The sequence below is a fragment of the Cognatishimia coralii genome (assembly GCF_037478305.1).
GTDB lineage: Bacteria > Pseudomonadota > Alphaproteobacteria > Rhodobacterales > Rhodobacteraceae > Cognatishimia > Cognatishimia coralii.
This window is the reverse complement of sequence record NZ_JBBGAZ010000012.1, coordinates 26,005-44,472: the sequence shown is the minus strand read 5'-3', so window position 1 is coordinate 44,472 and position 18,468 is coordinate 26,005. Positions and strand designations below refer to the sequence as shown.

Genomic DNA, 18,468 nt, shown 5'->3' with positions numbered 1-18,468 from the left:
CTTTCGCCAGGATGTGATGGTTCGGGTCAACTGAGCGCGATGCTCTCGTCACCGGTCAGTAGCCTGTTCATGCAACTGCGGCTGTCGCCAAACGCCAGCCGTCCGGCGGTCAGTCTGGCGAACTGGCGGCCCGTCAAGCTTTCCTCGGTCATGCCAATGCCGCCGTGAAGCTGCACGGCGCTCTCACCGATCACCTTTGCCGCTTCATTCATTTTTAGCTTGACCGCGTCCAGCGCCAGAGATCGCCGCATCGGGTCGGCGCCGAACATGCGGCGGCCGTAGTCCAGCATCGCGCGCGCGGTCTCCAGTTCAACATACATGTCGACTGCCGCATGCTGCAGGACTTGAAACGCAGCCAGCGGCTGGCCGAACTGATGGCGGGTGCGCAGGTAGTCGACGGTCAATTCGAGTAGGACTTCCATCCCGCCAAGCATTTCGCCACAGGTGGCAAGTTGCCCTCGGGCCTGGGCTTCGGCGATCAGCGCCGCCGCTTCGTCTCCATGTGCCAACAGTGCCCCCTCTGGCAGGGTCACATCCGTCAGCCTAATATCCGCACCGCCGCCGGGGGTGACCGGCAGATACGGGATGCGAAGAACACCGGGAGTGCCGAGGTCCAACAGGAACAGCGCCGGAGCGCAGTCCAGGGTCGCCATCAGCACGATTAGGTCAGCACTGGCGCCGGCTGGCACGAGGGTCACCTCGCCGTTCATGCGGAAACCGCTTTCGCTATTTCGGTCGGCCATGACCGGCGCGCGCGCCTCCAGCGAAAGGGTCACGATACGTGATCCGTCGACGAGTCTGCCCAACAATGGCGCTACGGAAGGAAGGTCGCTGAATCGGGCCAGCAGTGGCATGGCAAGGATTTCGGCACCGACGTGCGGTGTGGTCAAACCAGCGCGCCCCATGGCGTAGGAAAGGAGCAGCAGTTCGGGCATCCCGAGCTCAGCGCCCCCTGCATGCTCCGGCAGAGTCAGGCCAAGCATTCCAAGCCCGGCGAGCTGTTGCCAGATTTCCGCGGGATCGGTCATTTCGGATAGAATGCTGTCTAGGCTATCCTGCAGCATCCGATGCTCGTCATTCGTTACGTCCACGTGGACCTCACAGGTTTAAGATCGTCTTTGCGACGATGTTTTTTTGAATTTCGCTGGATCCACCGTAGATCGAGACTTTCCTGAAATTCAGGTAGTTGTTAAGTGCCGCAGCGGCGGCCAGATCCTCTTCGGCCTTTGCATAGGGATCCGTGACGTCGCTTATCGCGCGCTGTGCCTCCGGGCCCTCTAGCTCCATCAGAAGTTCTGAGGCCCTTTGTTGAAGCTGTGAACCGCGCAGCTTGAGGATTGACGAGGCGGGATCCGGCTCATTGCCCCTTCGCCCGGCGCGTTCGAGGATTTGCATCTGCGTGACTTCCAGTGCCTTCAGCTCAATTTCCAGCCGGATCACCTCGGCACGGAAAAGCGGGTCGTCCCAAGCGCCATTGTCTCTAGCCCGCCTTCGGATCCGCGCGACACGCTCTTTCGAAAGACCGATTCGAGCGATGCCGAAACGTTCGTTTGCCAGCAGGAACTTCGCGTAATCCCAGCCACGGTTCGGTTCACCGACAAGGTTCGCGACGGGCACGCGAACATCAGTGAAGAATACCTCGTTCACCTCGTGGCGCCCATCGAGCGTCACGATCGGGCGCAATTCCACGCCCGGCGTCGTCATGTCGATCAACAGGAATGAAATGCCCCTCTGCTTCTTGGCGTCGGGGTCGGTCCGGACAAGGCAGAAGATCCAATCGGCATATTGACCATATGTCGTCCAGGTCTTCTGTCCGTTCACGATATAATCGTCGCCGTCCCGCACCGCACGAGTCTTCAACGAGGCAAGGTCTGAACCGGCGTTGGGTTCGGAAAAGCCCTGACACCACCAATCGTCACAGTTTGCCGCGCGCGGTAGGAACCTTTCTTTCTGCGCCTTGTTGCCAAAGGCCGCTATCACCGGGCCCACCATGTGACAGTTGAATTGCAACGGAAGCGGCACCGCATTCAACTGCAACTCTTCCGTGAACAGATAGCGCTGGATTGGTGTCCAGTCCTTGCCGCCCCATTCGAGCGGCCAGCCGGGCACCGCCAACCCCTTTGCGTTAAGAATGCGCTGCGAGGTCACAATTTCTTCCTTGGCCAGCACTTGTCCCGCGCTGATTTTCCCGCGGATATCTGCGGGGATTTCGGCTTGAAAGAATGCTCTCAGTTCATCCCGAAATGCGATATCTTTCGCGTCAAGAAAGCTTCCATCAGTCTGGCTTTTTTGCATTGCCCATTCCAATTCACAAGGTTTTCCGTTTCTCGCCGTCCCGAAGGCCCTTACGGAAATCCGGTTTCCGCTTTTCCAGAAACGCCGCGACGCCCTCCTTGGATTCCGCCGTGTCGTAGTAGAGGGCGAGCGCCTGCATGGCGATGCCGGACAATCCCCTGATATTCTCGGTCTCGGCGGTAAAGGAGGCCTTGGCCAAGGCGATGGCCGTCGGGCTCCGCTCAAGAATTTCGGCGCACCACGCATCGACCTCGTCGTCGAGACGGTCGTCCGGCACGACCTTGTTGACCAACCCCATATCGGCGGCCTCGGCTGCGGTGTACCGGCGGCACAGATACCAGATCTCTCGCGCTTTCTTCTCGCCGACAACGCGTGCGAGGTAAGCAGTACCGAAGCCGGGATCGACCGAGCCAACCTTGGGGCCGACCTGGCCGAACTGCGCGCTCTCGCCCGCGATCGTCAGGTCGCAGAGCGTCGCCAGCACGTTTCCCCCGCCAATCGCGTATCCGGCGACCCGGGCGATGACCGGCTTGGGAACGTCGCGGATCAGGCTTTGCAGTTCTTCCACCGGCAGCCCGATCGTGCCCCGCCCATCATACTGACCATCATGGCTGCTCTGGTCGCCACCGGTGCAGAATGCCTTTTTCCCGGCCCCGGTCAGCACGATCACACCAATCGTCTTGTCCCAACCGGCGCGCTGGAAGGCGTGGATCAACTCGTCCACCGTTTGCCCGCGAAAGGCATTCATGCGGTCCGGTCGGTTGATCGTGATCCGGGCCACGCCTTCGGGGCGGATCTCGTAGGTGATATCTTCATAGCTCGTCATGACTTTGTCCTTTCAAGGCGTTGCGCGTGGACGGCATAGATCAACAGCATGATCAGGACGGATTTCACGGCGTCGCCTGCCAGGAACGGCATGACACCGGCGTTGAACGCTTCGGCCGGGCCGATAAGCACGGACAACCACACCCATCCGGTGACCAGAACCATTACGGCTGCCAGGGGAATGGCCAGCATTCGCAGCACAAGCCGATCCGTGACCTGGCGCGAGGCGATGATGAGGGCCGACGCCAGGAAGAAGCCGAACAGGTATCCTCCCGTCGGTCCGGCAAAATAGGCGGGTCCCGCAGAGGCCCCGGCGAAGACCGGCACACCCGCCAGGCCGAGGCCGAGATACAGTGTGATCGGCAGGATGGCGCTTTGGATCGGAAGGAACGCCGCCACGCCAAGGACGGCCGCAAGCTGCATCGTCATCGGGGCCGGGTACATCGGCACCTGTATCCGGGCCGACAGGATGATGAGCGCCACGGCGGGTATGGCGACCATCGCCGACTTTGCGACGGTATGCAGGCTTGTTGTGTGTCGTGATTGACTTTGCGCCATCTAAGTTCTCTTTCCAATGGTTGGTGTGCTGTTGCGGTAGGACGCGAGCGATCCGCCATGCATGACCCGGCCCGGCAGGGGGCGGCCGATCAGCGCTTCGGCCATTCGGGCCGCCTCGATCAGGGCTTCGAGATCGACTCCGGTTTCGATCCCCATCTCATGGGCCATGAAGACCATATCCTCGGTGCAGATGTTGCCGGCAGCAGCCCCGTGCCCATGCCCCGCGAAGGGACAGCCGCCCAATCCGGCGACAGAGCCATCGAACTGAGTTACGCCCAGTTGAAGCGCGACCAGGAAACTGGCCATCGCGGCGCCGCGGGTGTCGTGCAGATGCAAGCCGATGCGCGCATCGGGAAACCGGTTGCGCACATATGAAATACGCGTAGTGACGCTTGTTGGAACCGCCCAGCCGACCGTGTCCGCCAGATAGATCACCGGCAACGCGCGGCCCGCGAACCGGCTGGCGATCCAGTCCAGATTGGCGTCCAGCGCCGCGAACGGGATGTCTCCCTGAAGATTGCAGCCGAAGGCAGTCATGATGTAGATCGCCTCGATGTCGACGCCATCGGCGTCGTACATGGCGATCCAGTCCTCCTGTCTCCGTCGCATCTCGTCCGCGCTGCATCCGTTGTTGCGAAGGCTGAAGGCGTCCGATGCATAAAGCAGGATCAGGCCGGACAGATCGACACCGGGCGTTTCCGCCGCCTGGCGATAGCCCTTCTCGCTCAGCCAGAGCGAGGTATGCCGCACCCCGGATGGCTTTGCGATTGCGCCGAACAGCTCGGCCGAATCCGCCATCTGCGGCACCATCCTGGGCGATACGAAGGACGCGACCTGAATCCGGCTCAGCCCGGTTGCGCTGAGCATGTCGACAAAACGCACGCGCTCGGCCAGCGGGAAGAGTGTCTTCTCGAACTGAAATCCTTCCCTTGGACCTTCCTCGTGCAGGGTGACGCGGGCGGGCAGATCGGTCATGCTGCGGCCTCGTCCTGGTCTGCGAGGATTTCGAACAGGCACTGATCTCTTTCCACCGACTCGCCGGCGGCACAAGCGACGGTGCCGATGGTTCCGGCAACGGGGGCACGCAGAACCAGTTCCATCTTCATCGATTCCATGACGCCAAGCCGGTCTCCAAGACCAACCGCCTGCCCCTCGACTACCTCGACTGCTATGACTTGTCCCATCATCGGCGCTAGAACCTCACCACTCGCCGTGCCGCCCGAGGAGAGAAGTTTGCCTGACAGGTAGGGGGTCACAGTCAGTGACACGCCGCGCGCACCCCGGATGAAGCCTGCTCTTCCCTCATCGCATGACGGGATCAGGGTCAGTGTCCGGCCGTCGAGATCGGCAAGAACAAGGTCTTCACCGATCTCGGTCAGACGGATTGCATAGGTGTCCTCGTTCGCCGCGACAACCAGAGCGTCATCCAGGTCCAGCATGCCGAACCGGATGTCAAAACCCATAGCGCCGCTTGCACAACGGATCGAAGGGGCATGGTTCGCCTCGGAGGTGCCGGTGTTCAGCCGCCAGCCAGTGGCGCCGTTCCAGCCCGTCCAGAGCATCGGGGCGGAGGCCCGGTGGGCCCTGAGCCAGAGTGCGGCGGCCAGAGCGGCCTCTTCCGTGGACACCTGCGGTACAGCCGCCAGATCCAACACGATCTCTGCAATCGATCCGGTATGCACCCCGTTTCGCAAAACCGTCGGAGAGGTGGTGAGCGCCCTGAGGAGCGGCAGATTGCTTTGTACACCCAGGGCCGCGCTTTCCTCGAGTGCGGCAGACAGCCGGGCATAGGCCTGCTGCCGGTCCGGGCCGACGGCAATCAGCTTGGCGATCATGGGATCGTAATAGGGTGTGACGCTCATGCCTGCCGCAATGCCCCGGTCCACGCGAAGCCCCGATGGCAGAGAGAGCGACTCGAGCTTTCCCGTCGAGGGAATAAAGTCCTGATCGGGGTCTTCAGCATAGAGCCGCGCTTCGACCGCGACCCCCCCTACGATGACATCGGCCTGTTCGATCGGAAGGCGCCCCTCGGCAACACTGCGTATCTGCAAGGCAACGAGGTCCTGTCCACAAATTTCTTCGGTAACCGGATGCTCGACTTGGATCCTCGGATTGACCTCGAGGAAATAGGCTTTGCCGTCTTTGACGATGAACTCAACCGTTCCCAATCCGCGATATCCGACCCTTTCGCCCAGACGGACGGCGTGTGCCAGAATCTCCTGCCGCAGCGCGTCGGGCAGGCTTGTCACCGGCGCTTCCTCGATCACCTTCTGGTGCCGCCGTTGAAGACTGCATTCCCGGTCGAACAGGTGAATTACCCGGCCATTGCCGTCACCGAGGATCTGAACCTCGATATGCCGGGCCTCCGGCAGATATTGCTCGACGATCAGGTTCGGGTTTCCGAAAGCCGACCGCCCTTCGCGGATAGCTGCCTCGATATTCTGACGCAGCGAGTCAGGGGATGCGACGACGCGCATCCCCTTCCCGCCGCCACCGGCAGCAGCCTTCAGGAGGAGAGGCAATGGCATACCGGCCACGGATTCGATCAGGTCGTCGACGGAAGCGCTCGGCTCGACAGTGCCGGCAACAACCGGCACATCCGCCGCAACGGCTTCGGCTTTGGCGGCCGCTTTATCCCCGAAACGGCGCAAAATTTCTGCCGACGGTCCGATGAAGGTCAGACTTGCATCCACGACCGCATCGGCAAATTCTGGGTTCTCGGCCAGAAACCCGTATCCGGGATGCACGGCGTCGGCGCCAACCGCCAGGGCCGCCTCGACAATGCGGTCGATCCGCAGATAGCTGTCGCCGGCCGGAGCGGATCCGATCTCGACGGACTCGCCCACTTCGCGCACATGCAGTGCATCGCGGTCGGCCGTGGAATGTACGGTGGCGACGGCAACGCCCATCTCGCGGCAGGTGCGGGCGATTCGGCAGGCGATTTCGCCGCGGTTGGCAATCAGAACTTTCTTGAACATGATGATCTCCTCTCCCCACGGTCAGGTGCGGAATACGCCAAAGCGAGTCGGCCCAGCCGGAACGGAGGCCGAGATTTCCAGAAGCAGGGACAGAACCGGTGCGGTCTCATCCGGTTCGATCACGCCATCCACCCATAGGTTGCGGGCGAAATTGAAGGCGCTGGCGAAGGTTTCGTATTCCTGGCGGATCGGTGCCTTGAAGGCTTCTTCTTCCTCCGCCGTCCAATCCCTGCCCTGGCTCTCGAAGCCCTGCCGTTTGACCAGAGCAAGCGTCGTCGCCGCCTGATCGGGGCCCATGATCGCCGCCCGGCCGTTGGGCCACATGAACATCGCGTTTGGACGGAAAGCACGACCGCACATCGCCAGATAGCCGGCTCCGTACGAGCCACCGATGATGACCGTGTATTTCGGAACGGTGGCGGAACTCATCGCGGTGATGAATTTGGCCCCGGCCTTGGCGATCCCGTTCACCTCGGCCTCGCGGCCAACCATGAAGCCCGAGACATCGGCGAAGAAGACAAGCGGGATATTGCGCTGGCAGCACATCTGGATGAAATGCGTTGCCTTGTTCGCGGACTCCGTGAACAGAACGCCGTTATTAGCCAGGACGCCAACCTGGTAGCCGCCGATCCGGGCAAAACCGGTGATCAGGGTTTTGCCGTAGCCCGCCTTGAACTCTTGCAGATCGCCGCCATCGAGAATGCCACGCAGGATTTCGCGGGTGTCATTCGGCCGTCGCGGATCGCGGTTGATCAGCCCGTGCATAGCGCCCGGCGGCAGGGCCGGAGCCTCGGGCGACGTGCGCGGTCTAATCGGGGCCGGCCGGGCCGGTAGTTCCGCGACGATATCCCGGGTGATGGCGAGCGCATGCGCGTCGTTCTCCGCCATATGGTCGGTGACCCCGCTGACCTGGCTGTGCATTTCTGCACCGCCGAGCGCTTCGGGGTCCACCTTTTCGCCTGTCGCCGCCTGGACCAGCTGCGGCCCGGCCAGATACATGAAACCCTGCCCGCGAACGATGACGATTTCGTCGCAAAGTGCCGGGATATAGGCACCGCCTGCCGTACAGGCCCCAAGGACAACCGCGATCTGGGGAATACCGTCAGCCGACATGCCAACCTGATTGTGGAATATCGACCCGAAGAGACCTTCGTCGGGGAAGATATTCGCCTGATCGGGCAGAAAGGCTCCGCCGGAGTCGACAAGGGTCACGCAGGGCAGCCGGTTCGTCCAGGCGAACTTCTGCGCCCGGACGTGCTTGCGACAGGTCATGCCGAAGTATGTACCGCCCTTCACCGTCGCATCGTTGGCAATGATCATGCAGGCTTGGCCCGCGATCATGCCGACGCCTGTTACAATGCCCGCACCGGGGGGAACGCGGTCGCCGTAAAGCTCTGCGCCCGCGAGGTCAGCCAGTTCCAGAAACGGCGATCCGGGATCAATCAGCGCATCAATGCGCTCGCGCACCAGCATCTTGCCCCTGTCGAGGTGCTTTTGGCGCGCAGCGTCCGAGCCACCCCTGCGCGATGCGGCACGGCGGCTGCGCAGCTCCTTCAGAAGCTGCTCAAACGCTTCGGCATTCAGTTGCGCCTCATCGGCATCGGAGAGCTCGGTCGCAGCGGGTTTGACATTCTGGTTCATCTGGCTTCTCCCGGCAGATCAGGCATCTCGCGTAGGGTCAGGGCGACCTTGAGGGCACCCGGTTTGGAAAAGAAATCGGTTGGAACGATGGTGACGTCGGCTTTCACCGCCAGCGCATTTCTGATCCGCGCTTCTGCGGCGGCGGCCAGGGCCGTGTCCTCGGCTGCGTCACGCCCCGGACCGCGCTCAACAAGAACCTTGAGGTTGCCCTGGGTGCTGTGGCCAGCGAAATCCGCAACGATGCGCATCGTCCCGTTTGTTTCGGGTATGGCCGCGATGATCTCCTGAACCGAGGACGGAAACAGGTTCACACCCCGGACGATCAGCATATCGTCCGTACGCCCCACGCAGCGGATCGTCGGCCCTGGGCGGCCGTCGGCCCCGGAGGCGGAAGTGACGATGACATGGTCACCGCTGCGGAATCGCAAGACCGGTGAGGCCTGGCGGGTCAGCGCGGAATAGACCAGCTCGCCCTCCACGCCCTGTTCGTACGGCAATAGCTCCTCGGTTTCCGGATCGATGAGCTCGGCCAGAATGTGATCCGGGCCGACCATATGCATTCCGATCTGGCTGTCGCTTTCCGCCCAATAGGTGCATCCCAGATCGGTACCACCCAAAACCTCGCAACAGGTGGCGCCCCAGGCGGCTTCCAGCGCTTCCCGGATCGCGGGAATGCCGCCGCCCGGCTCGCCACCGACGATCAGCCGCTCGACCCCCAGGTCGGCCGCGGCGACGCCGGTAACGTCTTTGGCGATGTCCGCAAGATAGAGAAGGAAGTTCGGCGTGCCGATCGCACAGCGCGGTCTCAGGTCCCGTGCCGCGATCAGCAGCCTGTCAGCCCCGCCATCGGCCCCGATCGGGATGTCCTTGGCACCAAGATACTGAACCGCCTGGAACATCGGGATGCCGCCCACAAAGCCCTTGCCAAGCGCGAAGGTGTGCAGAACCAGATCGCCCGGACGCATGCCGCAGGCGAACAGGGCGCGGGCCGTCATCTCCTGCCAGGACAGCACGTCGCTTTCGGTCAGCCCGACATAGGAAGGGCTGCCCGTGGTGCCCGAAGACGCCTGGATCTGCACCACCTCGCCGAGCGGAGCGGCCAGATGCTCGCCCAGGGGCCGGACACGCGCCAGGCTGTCGCGCAGGTCCTGTTTCGTGGTGAACGGAATGCGCCGCAAATCCCCGATGGTCGGGATATCCGCAGCCGTCAACCCTGCCTCGGCGAAGCGGCGCTGATAGAAGGCGGAGTTGCGGACGAGGTAGTCGACCTGCTTGCGCAGCCGGTCTTCCTGAAGGGTGCGCAGTGCCCCGGGCGCCGCCAGCTCGACTGGATTGAACACCGGCGCAGCGCCGGTGGAAAGTACATCTGGTCGTCTATATCTCATTTCGATCTCACTTCCTTCGGTCCGCCGAGCGACGTTTCCACCCAATCACCCTGCGGCAGCCCGCAAGGGGCCTCGTCATTTTTTCAACCGGTCGACCGTATTATTCGTTTGGCGAAACTTCCCCCGACCGTATTAGCCGCGCGATCTCAGCTGATTGCGGATTTCACATGAGACAACATTTCCCGGCCGATCAGCATCCGGCGAATCTCGTTGGTCCCCGCTCCGATTTCGTAAAGCTTGGCATCCCGCAAGATCCGCTCGGCCGGGTAGTCATTGACATAACCATTGCCCCCGAGAAGCTGGATTGCGTCGAGGGCGACTTTCGTCGCGTTCTCTGATGCGAAGAGGATTGCACTCGCCGCTTCCTTCCTCAGAGGCAGCCCCCGGTCAGCGGCCGTTGCGACGGCATAGACATAGGACTGCGCCGCATTGCGGGCCGTCATCATGTCGGCGATCTTGCCCTGCACCAATTGGAACTCGCCGATCGCGCGGCCGAATTGCCGGCGTTCGGAAACATAGGGAATGGCAACGTCCAGCGCCGCCTGCATCAGCCCGAGGCAGGCCGCTGCCGCGATGATCCGTTCATAGTCCAACCCGCTCATCAGGACACCGACGCCGCCATCCAGAGGCCCCATCAAGTTGGCGGCGGGCACCTCGCAATCCTGGAACACAAGCTCACTGGTCCCCGAACCGCGCATTCCCATCTTGTTCAACGGCGGCGAGACAGAGAAACCGGGGTTGCCGGTTTCCACGATGAATGTCGAAATCCCGCGCTTGCCTGCCTCTGGAGAGGTCTTGGCATAGACCACCACGACATCTGCGAACTGCCCGTTGGTGATCCACATCTTGCTGCCGTTCAGGACATACCGGTCGCCTCTACGCTCGGCCCGCATCTGCATGCCGACGACATCGGATCCCGCGCCGGCCTCGCTCATTGCAAGCGCGCCGACATGCTCGCCGGACAGGAGCCGCGGCAGATATGCAGCCCGCTGTTCGGCAGACGCGTTCCTCCGGATCTGGTTGATGCAGAGGTTTGAATGGGCGACATAGGATATTCCCAGACTGCCCGACGCGCGCGACATTTCCTCTACCGCGATGGCATGCTGAAGATAGCCGAGCCCGACCCCACCATCCTCTTCGGCAACTGTCATTCCATGCAGGCCAAGTGCCCCCATTTCAGGCCACAGTGCCCTTGGGAACCTCTCGTCCCGGTCTAGCTGACCCGCCAGTGGCGCCACCCGATCCTGTGCGAAGGCAGAGACCATTTCTCGGATCTGCCGTGTCGTTTCATCCAGGTCATGGAAATCCGTCATCGTTCAGACTCCTTTGAAATCGGCGGGGCGCCGTTCGGCGAAGGCTGCGATCCCTTCGACGGAATCCGCCGTTGCCAGGATGTCGCGGAAGGCCGCGCGTTCTGCTTCAAGAGCCTCGGCAAGAGAAAGGGAACGCGACTGTCGGATCAAAGAGAGGGTCCGCTCTACAGCCAGCGGGGCATTGCTGGCGATACGCTCGGCAGTATCCAGAGCCGCCTCGATAAGCTCGGCCGGGTTCGGGTAAACGCGGCTCACCAGCCCCGAGACAAGCGCGGTTTCGGCGTCGATCATGTCCCCGGCCAGCAGCATCTGCGCGGCGAGTGACGGAGGCAGGAGCCGCGGCAGCCGCGTTACTCCGCCGCCTCCGGCGATCACGCCCACACACACTTCGGGAAGGCCGAAGCGCGCCTTCGCCGAAGCAAGGCGGATGTCCGAAGCCAGGGCAAGCTCCAGCCCGCCGCCAAGCGCGTCGCCGTTGATCGCGGCAATGATCGGTTTGCGGGTCGGAACCCGGCGGGTCATGCCGCCAAAGGTTCCGTCATCCATGTTGGTCTCGGCCCGGCGTCTAAGTTCAGGCAGATAAGACGGGATATCGGCACCTGCACAGAACGCCTTCTCGCCCGCCCCAGTGAGAACGATGCACCGGATGGCAGCGTCGCGCTCGATACCTGGCCAGATCGCCCGCAACCGGTTATCGGTTTCTACGTCGAATGCGTTGCGCTTTTCCGGACGGTCAATCGTGATCAGCGCAACGCCGGGCCGGGGAGATGTCAGACGGATGGTCATTCTTCCGCCTCCAACTGAATCCGCAGGTCACGTTTCAGAATCTTGCCAAGATAGTTCCGCGGCAGAGCGTCAAACGGTAGAAAGACCACGCTCTTCGGCGTCTGGTATCCACCCAGCCTTGACCGCGCAAAATCGATAAGCTCGCGCTCCGATGCCGACGCACCGTCACGCAGGACGACGACTGCGGTCACACGCTCGCCCCAGGTGTCGTCGTTGAAGCCAAGCACCGCAACCTCGCGGATTGCCGGGTGATCGGCCAGAACCTGTTCCACCTCCTGGGAATAGACATTGAGCCCCCCAGTCTTGATCATGTCCTTGGACCGGTCGAGAAAGGTGATGAACCCGTTCTCGTCCATGGTCGCCAGGTCGCCGGTTAGCAGCCAATCGTCGTGAAAGGTCTTGGCCGTTTCCTCGGGCCGGTTCACATAGCCGGACATCACCATCGGCCCGCGCACTGCAATCTCGCCAGCCTCGCCCGTCCCGGCAGTCCCGCGATCTTCGCGCAGGATGCGGATATCGCAATGCCGGACGGCCCGGCCAATGGAATTGGGTGCCGCCCGTTCGTAATCCTCAGGCCGCAAGCAGGTAACGATCGGCCCGGCTTCCGTTAGCCCGTATTCGTAGTAGATCCCGACGCCGGGGACGAGCGCCTCCATCGCCGCGCGGTCCTCGGCCGAAAGGCCACCGGCCCCGGAATACCAGCGACGGAACTGCGACCAATCGGTTCGCGCCGCCAGCGGATGCGAAAGAATCTGCCGGATCATCGTCGGCGGCGTGAAGCCGTTGGTCACCCCATCGCGCCCCACCGCTTCGATCCAGCCTTCCGGCGTGAATTCCGGAAGTACAATAGCCGTGCCACCGAGATACAGCGTCGGCAGAAGCCAAGTGTTGAATGCCGCCGAATGATGCAATGCGGTTCCGATCAGGGTCCGGTCGGATTCGTCCATCCGGGTCCCCTGAACCTGGTTGATCACATTCCAGAACAGGTTCGCATGGCTCAGAAGCACGCCCTTGGACAGGCCTGTCGTGCCGCCGGTGAACAGGATCACCGCGCCGCCGTCAGGGGAAACGGCAATATCGCCCGGCTCATCGCCCTGCGCCATCCCATCCACCGCATCGCGCGTCAGGTCGGAAACGGGGCATTCCAGTTGTTCGGCTGCCAGCGCCTTGGCGCTTGACGGGTCCGCGAAGAGACGCGTTACCCCAACATCGGCCATCATCCGCGCCACGCGATCAGGTGTCTCGCGGTAGTTCAGCGCGGCAATGACCCCGCCACATCTGGTGATGCCGAAGGCAAGCCGGACCCAGTCGCCCGATGCCGCGCCGATAATTCCGATCCGGTCACCCGGACGGACCCCCTGCGCGACAAGCGTCGCGGCGATGGCGGATGTTTCCCGATCAAGTTCCGCATACGTCCAACGCCGTCCGCCACTGACAAGAGCTTCCTTTTCAGGAAGACGCCGAGCGTTCTGACTGAGGTACTCGCCGATTGGGATCATGGCGGTGGTCCTTATCGTGATTTGAGTTCCGTCGATCAGTCGATCAGAATATCAAGAGCAAGCTCTGCGGACGGATCCATGGCGTAGTGGGTGAAATCCGTTACACCCTCCTGACGCAAAAAGTCCTCATCGATCACGGCGTTGCCCGAGAATTTCCTGCTATCCTTCGTCACGATGGCATAGGCTGCATCGGCCATGATGTCAGGCTTACGGCCCGTGGCGTAGTCCTCGGGGTAATATACCCTGACCGCATCCGTACTGATCATCGTTCGCGGCCAGAGCGAATTGGCCGCGACACCCTGCTCCCGGAATTCTTCCGCAAAACCCAAAGTACACATCGTCATGCCGTACTTTGAGATCGCGTATGCCAGATAACGCCCGTACCAAGTGCCCTGGGTCGAGATCGGCGGTGACAATGTGAGGATATGCGGGTTCTCGGCCTTGACCAGATGCGGCATCGCGAACTGGCCGCACAGATAAGTACCCCGAAGGTTGATCGTCTGCAAGAGATCGAAACGGCTAGCCGGAGTTCCAAGCAGGCCGGTCGGACTGATCGCGCTGGCATTGTTGACCAAAATGTCAAGCCCGCCGAATTCCTCAACGGTCTCTTCGACAGCATTGCGCAGCGCATCCTCGTCACGCACATCCACCTGAAGCGGCAGAGCCTGCCCCCCGGCCGCTTCGATTTCACGGGCAACGGAATGGATGGTGCCCTCAAGTTTTGGGTGCGGGTCGCTTGTCTTCGCCGCCAAAGCGATCCTGGCACCGTCTTGCGCGAACCGCAGCGCAATGGCGCGACCGATACCCCGGCTGCCGCCGGTCATGAAAACGACCTTGTCTTTCAGTTTACCCATTCTGGCATCCCCTCAGCTTGAAAAATCCGGCTTGCGCCGTTCGGCGAAGGCGCGCACGCCTTCCTTGAAATTCTCGCTATACGCGACCTGGGCAAAACCCGCCATCTCGCGCCCCAATTGTATGTCAAACGAGGCCGTCGGCGCTGCATAGACAAGGTTCTTGGTGACCCCGGTGGCCTCAGGTGCATTTGCGGCAAGAACCGCACACAGCTCATCAACTTCAGAGTCGAGCTTGTCTGGTTCCACGACCCGGTTTATCAGGCCGAGCGCCAACGCCTCTTCCGCAGGAAACACATCTCTGGCGAGCAGCAGCTCAAGCGCAAGACGGGTTCCCACCAGCCGGGTCAGGATGTGGGTCATGCCGCCATCGGTGGAAGCCCCGAGCTTGCGATAGGCGGTCGCGAATTTGGTTCCTTTCGCAGCCACGACAAAATCGCATGCCAAGGCCATGGAAAGCCCGCCACCCGCGACCGCTCCCTGCACCACAGCGACGACGGGCATCGGCAGCCGACGCAGCGACAACACCGCCTCGTGGAAGTCCGCGATGACATCCTTGATAAAGCGCCCCATCTCGTCGAGGTTGGCGTGGAACATGCCTATATCCCCGCCGCCGCAGAACTGCTTTCCGCGCCCGCGCAGCAGAACCACGCGGATATCCTTGCGGTCTTCCAGATCGAAGCAGGCGGATCGAAGCGCCTGCACTAGTTCAAGATCGATCACGTTCGCCGAGTCCGGGCGGTTCAGCCAGATGGTTGCGACGGAACCTTCAATAGACAGTTCGATCTTGTCGGATTGCGTTGTCATCAGCTCCTCCTGCAGAATGTTGCACTCACAATCTTGCATGAGCGTGGAGGTCATGCAATAAAAAAACGAATGACCGTTAGTAAAATAAATGAGCGACGAATTAAGGAGTCAAAAATGAGCCATGTTTTAAAGGACGTATCTGATCACGGCGTCGCTACGCTGACGATCAACAGGCCCGAAGTTCGAAACGCCTGGAGCATCGATACGGTCACGGAAATGACTGCCGCGGTGGAAGCGTTCAGGGACGATCCCCGGATCCGCGCGCTGGTTCTGGCCGGTGCAGGACGCGCTTTCAGCGCGGGGGGAGATCTGAACTGGATGCGCAGCATTCTGCATGACCCCGACGGCATTGGCCGGTCTGGAGCGGAAAAGATCCACCGTCTTCTTCAGGCCATTGGATCCTTCCCTCATCCGGTGATCGCACGGGTCAATGGTCCGGCTTTCGGCGGCGGCTTCGGGATGGTCTGCGCAGCGGATATCGCGATAGCTTCGACCGAAGCGCTTTTCGGGCTGAGCGAAGTGCGTCTGGGAATCGTGCCTGCCGTCATCTCCCCCTTCGTGCTGCGCCGGCTCGGTGGGAGCACCGCGCGCGCCACCTGCCTGACCGGAGCGGCGATCGGGACGGACGAAGCATTGCGGATTGGCCTTGTGCATCGCGTGACCGAGCCGGGCGACTTGGATGCCGCCGTCTCCGGCATGCTTGGAGAAATCCTCCAGAGCTCTCCGGTCGCGGTGGCAGCCAGCAAGAAACTATTCAACGACATAGAACGGGCAGACGAAGAGGAACATCTGTCGATTGCACTCGACGCAATCGCGAGGGCGTGGCGGTCCGAGGCCGCCGCGGAGGGGATATCGGCGTTTCTCGGGAAGCGGCCCCCGGCATGGCGCGTGACCCTGGCGGACGTCTAGCGGGCCCCCACCGCGCCCAACACGTGATCGGTATAGATCGCGATGATCTCGTCCTGCGACAGGCGACCCCGCGGCGAGTACCAGTTACACACGCCCGTCAGCGACGCGATGATCGAATAGGAAATAACCTGCGGATCCGCGACCGACCATTCCCCCGCCTCGTTTCCGCGCTCCAGTATCCGGCGCAGGCGCGACTCGTACTCGGTCCGCATCCTGATAATCTCCTGAAGATGCTGCTTCGACAGGCTGCGCAGCTCCATGTTCCCGATGAACACTTCTTCCTTACGCGCCGTATGCCAGCGCAAATGAAAGTTGATAAAACGTATCAGCGCCTCTTTCGGATCGTCGATACCGGCAAGCTCCCGCTCAAGCCCTTCGAGAAGCTCTTCCAGAACTTCCTTCAGCAGGAGAAACAGAAATTCCTCCTTGTTGCGGATGTAATTGTAAAGTGAACCCGCCTGGATCCCCACATCCTCCGCAAGGCTCCGCAGCTTCATCGCCTCGAAACCATGCTTGTAGATCCGCTTCACTCCCGCCTTGCGGATCGCCTGCAACGTCTTGACCCCGTCCGAGCCGGCGGTTCTGACCATCCTAATAAACCTCTCCTGGAAAACTCTTCATATACGACCTGCGAATAGTCCACTCACAACACAATGCACAAACTTCGGTTGCGCGCGATGAAAGCGAAACAGGACCGATAAGGCTATTTCTCCGACCATCCAAGCGACCGTGAGGCGTCCCGCGTCATATCCAACAACGTCTGCGTCGACGCGCGTCTGATTTCCTTGGGGTGGTTGGCCATCCCCATGATTGTGATCCCGGCAACGATTTCTCCCTGCGAGTCGAACACCGGTGCACAGGTGGCACAATAGCCGGGCAATACATGGCCTTCCAGCGCGGAATATCCCTGCGCCCGCACGTTGGCGATCACGTCGTCCATGTTCACCGTTTCTTCGTTCAGATCGGCTTCCTCCAATTCCTGTTCTAGGAGCGAGTTGGTTACCACCCTGGGAAGATAGCCAAGGAAGACCCGTCCGGTCGCGGAATTCAAAAGCGGAAACGTGCTACCGACACCGACCGGCAAAAAAATGAACGTACTGCCCCGGTGCCACCTGACGGTGACTGGGCTTCTTTCGCCCCAAATCGCCATCATGGAAGTTTCCGTGATCCGGCTGACAAGCCGGTCGAGCGCATCCTCAGCGACTTTCAGCGCGTCGATCTGAGGCAGCGCCGACAGCCCGACACGAAGCGCCATGCTGCCAAGCCGGTAATGCCCTGTCGAAGCATCCTGGGTAACCAATCCGCCGCGGATCAGGTTGGTGAGATACCGATGGCTCTGACTGCCGGACAGGCCGCTCAGCCGGCTGATATCCTTCAACGGCAGAGAATGTCCGGCACTGGATAACACCTCCAGAACTCTCAGCCCGACCTCAACGGAGTTGATTCCTTTCCGCTCGTCCACCGCGCTGGTATCAAAGTCGTTGCCCGTTCCCTTCCCTGCCATGATGCTCTTCACTTGTGTCCGATGGGCGGTCTTCTAGAACACCCGGCGCGCATCTGCCAGCAGTATCGCCGACCGTAGCGCCCGGGATGATTTGTCCGCACGATCCTTGAGCGCCCTATCATCCGGACCGCAGTATCTTTTCCGTCAGGTGAACCCAGTAGTTCGCACCGAAGGGGATGATGTCGTCGTTGAAGTCGTAGAGCGGTTTGTGGGCCATCACGCCGCCCTTCTCACCTTCTGAGCCGTTGCCCAGCCAGATGTAGCAACCGGGACGTTCCTGTAGCATGAACGCGAAATCTTCTGCTGCCATAAGCGGATCCGGATTTCGGTTCAACCGCCCTGCCCCGAAGGCCTCTTCGATCGTATCGCCGGCAATCTGCGCCTCGTGCAAGGTATTGATCGTAGGCGGGTAGCGCCGCTCGTAGCGCACACTTGCCTCTACACAGTGGTTCTTCGCCTGCCCCTCCACGACACGGCGAATTCCCGCTTCAACGGCATCCTGCACTTCGGGCCGGAATGTTCGCGTGGTGCCGCCGAACCCCGCCCGCTCGGGCAGCGTGTTCCACGCGTTCCCACCTAAGAGCTTTGTCGCGCTGACGACCGCGGCATCCAGAGGAGCCACACTCCGGCTCACGACTGACTGAAGCGACTGGATCATGGAGGCGACCGCGAGAACCGTATCGGTGCCTGTATGCGGCCATGCGGCATGTGTACCCTTGCCTGTCACCTCAACATCGAAAATGTCGAAGGACGCCATCATCGGCCCGTCCTTGACACCGAAGTGACCTGCCGGAATGCCGGGGATGTTGTGCATTCCAAAGACCGCATCCCAGGGAAACTTGTCGAATAACCCGTCGGTAACCATCTCGCGCCCGCCGCCTTCGTTTTCCTCGGCGGGCTGGAAAATCAGGTTGACCGTGCCATTGAAGTCCTTGGAGTTCTGTAGATACTCGGCTGCGGACAGCAACATTGTCGTGTGGCCGTCATGACCGCATCCGTGCATTTTCCCCTCGAAAACCGATCGATACGCAAATGTGTTTTCCTCAAGGATATCAAGCGCATCCATATCGGCGCGCAGCCCGATACGCCGGTCGCCGGAGCCAGACTGGATCGTTCC

General features: G+C 61.5%; 17 protein-coding genes. 1 reads left to right on the top strand and 16 read right to left on the bottom strand.

Going from position 1 to position 18,468, the window contains the following annotated elements:
* Nucleotides 1-26: 26 nt before the first annotated feature.
* The 13 genes from WG622_RS16165 to WG622_RS16105 form a co-directional block, all read right to left on the bottom strand.
* Nucleotides 27-1,064 carry an acyl-CoA dehydrogenase family protein gene (locus WG622_RS16165; RefSeq protein WP_339404507.1) on the bottom strand — a complete coding sequence of 346 codons (1,038 nt, stop codon included), beginning with the start codon at nt 1,062-1,064 and terminating at the stop codon, nt 27-29.
* A 34-nt stretch (nt 1,065-1,098) separates the two neighbouring features.
* Complete coding sequence (locus WG622_RS16160; protein ID WP_303957496.1) at nt 1,099-2,295, bottom strand: acyl-CoA dehydrogenase family protein; 1,197 nt, start codon at nt 2,293-2,295, stop codon at nt 1,099-1,101.
* 13 nt (nt 2,296-2,308) lie between these two features.
* Entirely contained in the window at nt 2,309-3,121 is an 813-nt protein-coding gene (locus tag WG622_RS16155; protein ID WP_274576781.1) for an enoyl-CoA hydratase-related protein, read from the bottom strand.
* The gene (locus WG622_RS16150; protein ID WP_274576783.1) at nt 3,118-3,678 is read right to left on the bottom strand and encodes a biotin transporter BioY; all 561 of its coding nucleotides are present in this window, start codon (nt 3,676-3,678) and stop codon (nt 3,118-3,120) included. The genes WG622_RS16155 and WG622_RS16150 overlap by 4 nt, the downstream gene beginning before the upstream one ends.
* Nucleotides 3,679-4,653, bottom strand: coding sequence for a hydroxymethylglutaryl-CoA lyase (locus WG622_RS16145; protein WP_274576785.1), 975 nt, complete (start codon nt 4,651-4,653; stop codon nt 3,679-3,681).
* A complete protein-coding gene (locus tag WG622_RS16140) occupies nt 4,650-6,656 on the bottom strand; it encodes an acetyl/propionyl/methylcrotonyl-CoA carboxylase subunit alpha (protein ID WP_303957489.1) in 2,007 nt (668 codons plus the stop codon). Before WG622_RS16140 ends, WG622_RS16145 begins: the two co-directional genes overlap by 4 nt.
* Nucleotides 6,657-6,677: 21 nt before the next feature.
* Nucleotides 6,678-8,297 (bottom strand): acyl-CoA carboxylase subunit beta, encoded by a 1,620-nt coding sequence (locus tag WG622_RS16135; protein WP_274576787.1) that lies wholly within the window; start codon nt 8,295-8,297, stop codon nt 6,678-6,680.
* Nucleotides 8,294-9,682, bottom strand: coding sequence for a phenylacetate--CoA ligase family protein (locus WG622_RS16130; RefSeq protein ID WP_274576789.1), 1,389 nt, complete (start codon nt 9,680-9,682; stop codon nt 8,294-8,296). The genes WG622_RS16135 and WG622_RS16130 overlap by 4 nt, the downstream gene beginning before the upstream one ends.
* A 146-nt stretch (nt 9,683-9,828) precedes the next feature.
* On the bottom strand, nt 9,829-10,995 hold the full coding sequence (locus WG622_RS16125) for an acyl-CoA dehydrogenase family protein (RefSeq protein ID WP_274576791.1): 1,167 nt from the start codon (nt 10,993-10,995) through the stop codon (nt 9,829-9,831).
* 3 nt (nt 10,996-10,998) lie between these two features.
* Nucleotides 10,999-11,781: an enoyl-CoA hydratase/isomerase family protein gene (locus WG622_RS16120; protein ID WP_274576793.1), complete on the bottom strand. Its 783-nt coding sequence runs from the start codon at nt 11,779-11,781 to the stop codon at nt 10,999-11,001.
* On the bottom strand, nt 11,778-13,280 hold the full coding sequence (locus tag WG622_RS16115; RefSeq protein ID WP_274576795.1) for a class I adenylate-forming enzyme family protein: 1,503 nt from the start codon (nt 13,278-13,280) through the stop codon (nt 11,778-11,780). Before WG622_RS16115 ends, WG622_RS16120 begins: the two co-directional genes overlap by 4 nt.
* A gap of 35 nt (nt 13,281-13,315) precedes the next feature.
* Nucleotides 13,316-14,134, bottom strand: a complete 819-nt coding sequence (locus WG622_RS16110; RefSeq protein ID WP_274576797.1) for an SDR family oxidoreductase — start codon at nt 14,132-14,134, stop codon at nt 13,316-13,318.
* A gap of 12 nt (nt 14,135-14,146) precedes the next feature.
* Nucleotides 14,147-14,938: an enoyl-CoA hydratase/isomerase family protein gene (locus WG622_RS16105; protein ID WP_274576798.1), complete on the bottom strand. Its 792-nt coding sequence runs from the start codon at nt 14,936-14,938 to the stop codon at nt 14,147-14,149.
* 114 nt (nt 14,939-15,052) lie between these two features.
* Here WG622_RS16105 and WG622_RS16100 point away from each other — a divergent pair, with 114 nt between their 5' ends.
* A complete protein-coding gene (locus WG622_RS16100) occupies nt 15,053-15,847 on the top strand; it encodes an enoyl-CoA hydratase/isomerase family protein (protein WP_274576799.1) in 795 nt (264 codons plus the stop codon).
* Here WG622_RS16100 and WG622_RS16095 read toward each other — a convergent pair.
* The 3 genes from WG622_RS16095 to WG622_RS16085 all read right to left on the bottom strand — a co-directional run bounded on the left by WG622_RS16095 (nt 15,844) and on the right by WG622_RS16085 (nt 18,462).
* Nucleotides 15,844-16,437, bottom strand: coding sequence for a TetR/AcrR family transcriptional regulator (locus tag WG622_RS16095; RefSeq protein ID WP_274576802.1), 594 nt, complete (start codon nt 16,435-16,437; stop codon nt 15,844-15,846). The two genes, WG622_RS16100 and WG622_RS16095, sit on opposite strands and share 4 nt — an antisense overlap.
* Nucleotides 16,438-16,550: 113 nt before the next feature.
* Nucleotides 16,551-17,351 (bottom strand): IclR family transcriptional regulator, encoded by an 801-nt coding sequence (locus tag WG622_RS16090; RefSeq protein WP_274576803.1) that lies wholly within the window; start codon nt 17,349-17,351, stop codon nt 16,551-16,553.
* A gap of 118 nt (nt 17,352-17,469) precedes the next feature.
* Complete coding sequence (locus WG622_RS16085) at nt 17,470-18,462, bottom strand: amidohydrolase (RefSeq protein WP_274576843.1); 993 nt, start codon at nt 18,460-18,462, stop codon at nt 17,470-17,472.
* Nucleotides 18,463-18,468: the final 6 nt, after the last annotated feature.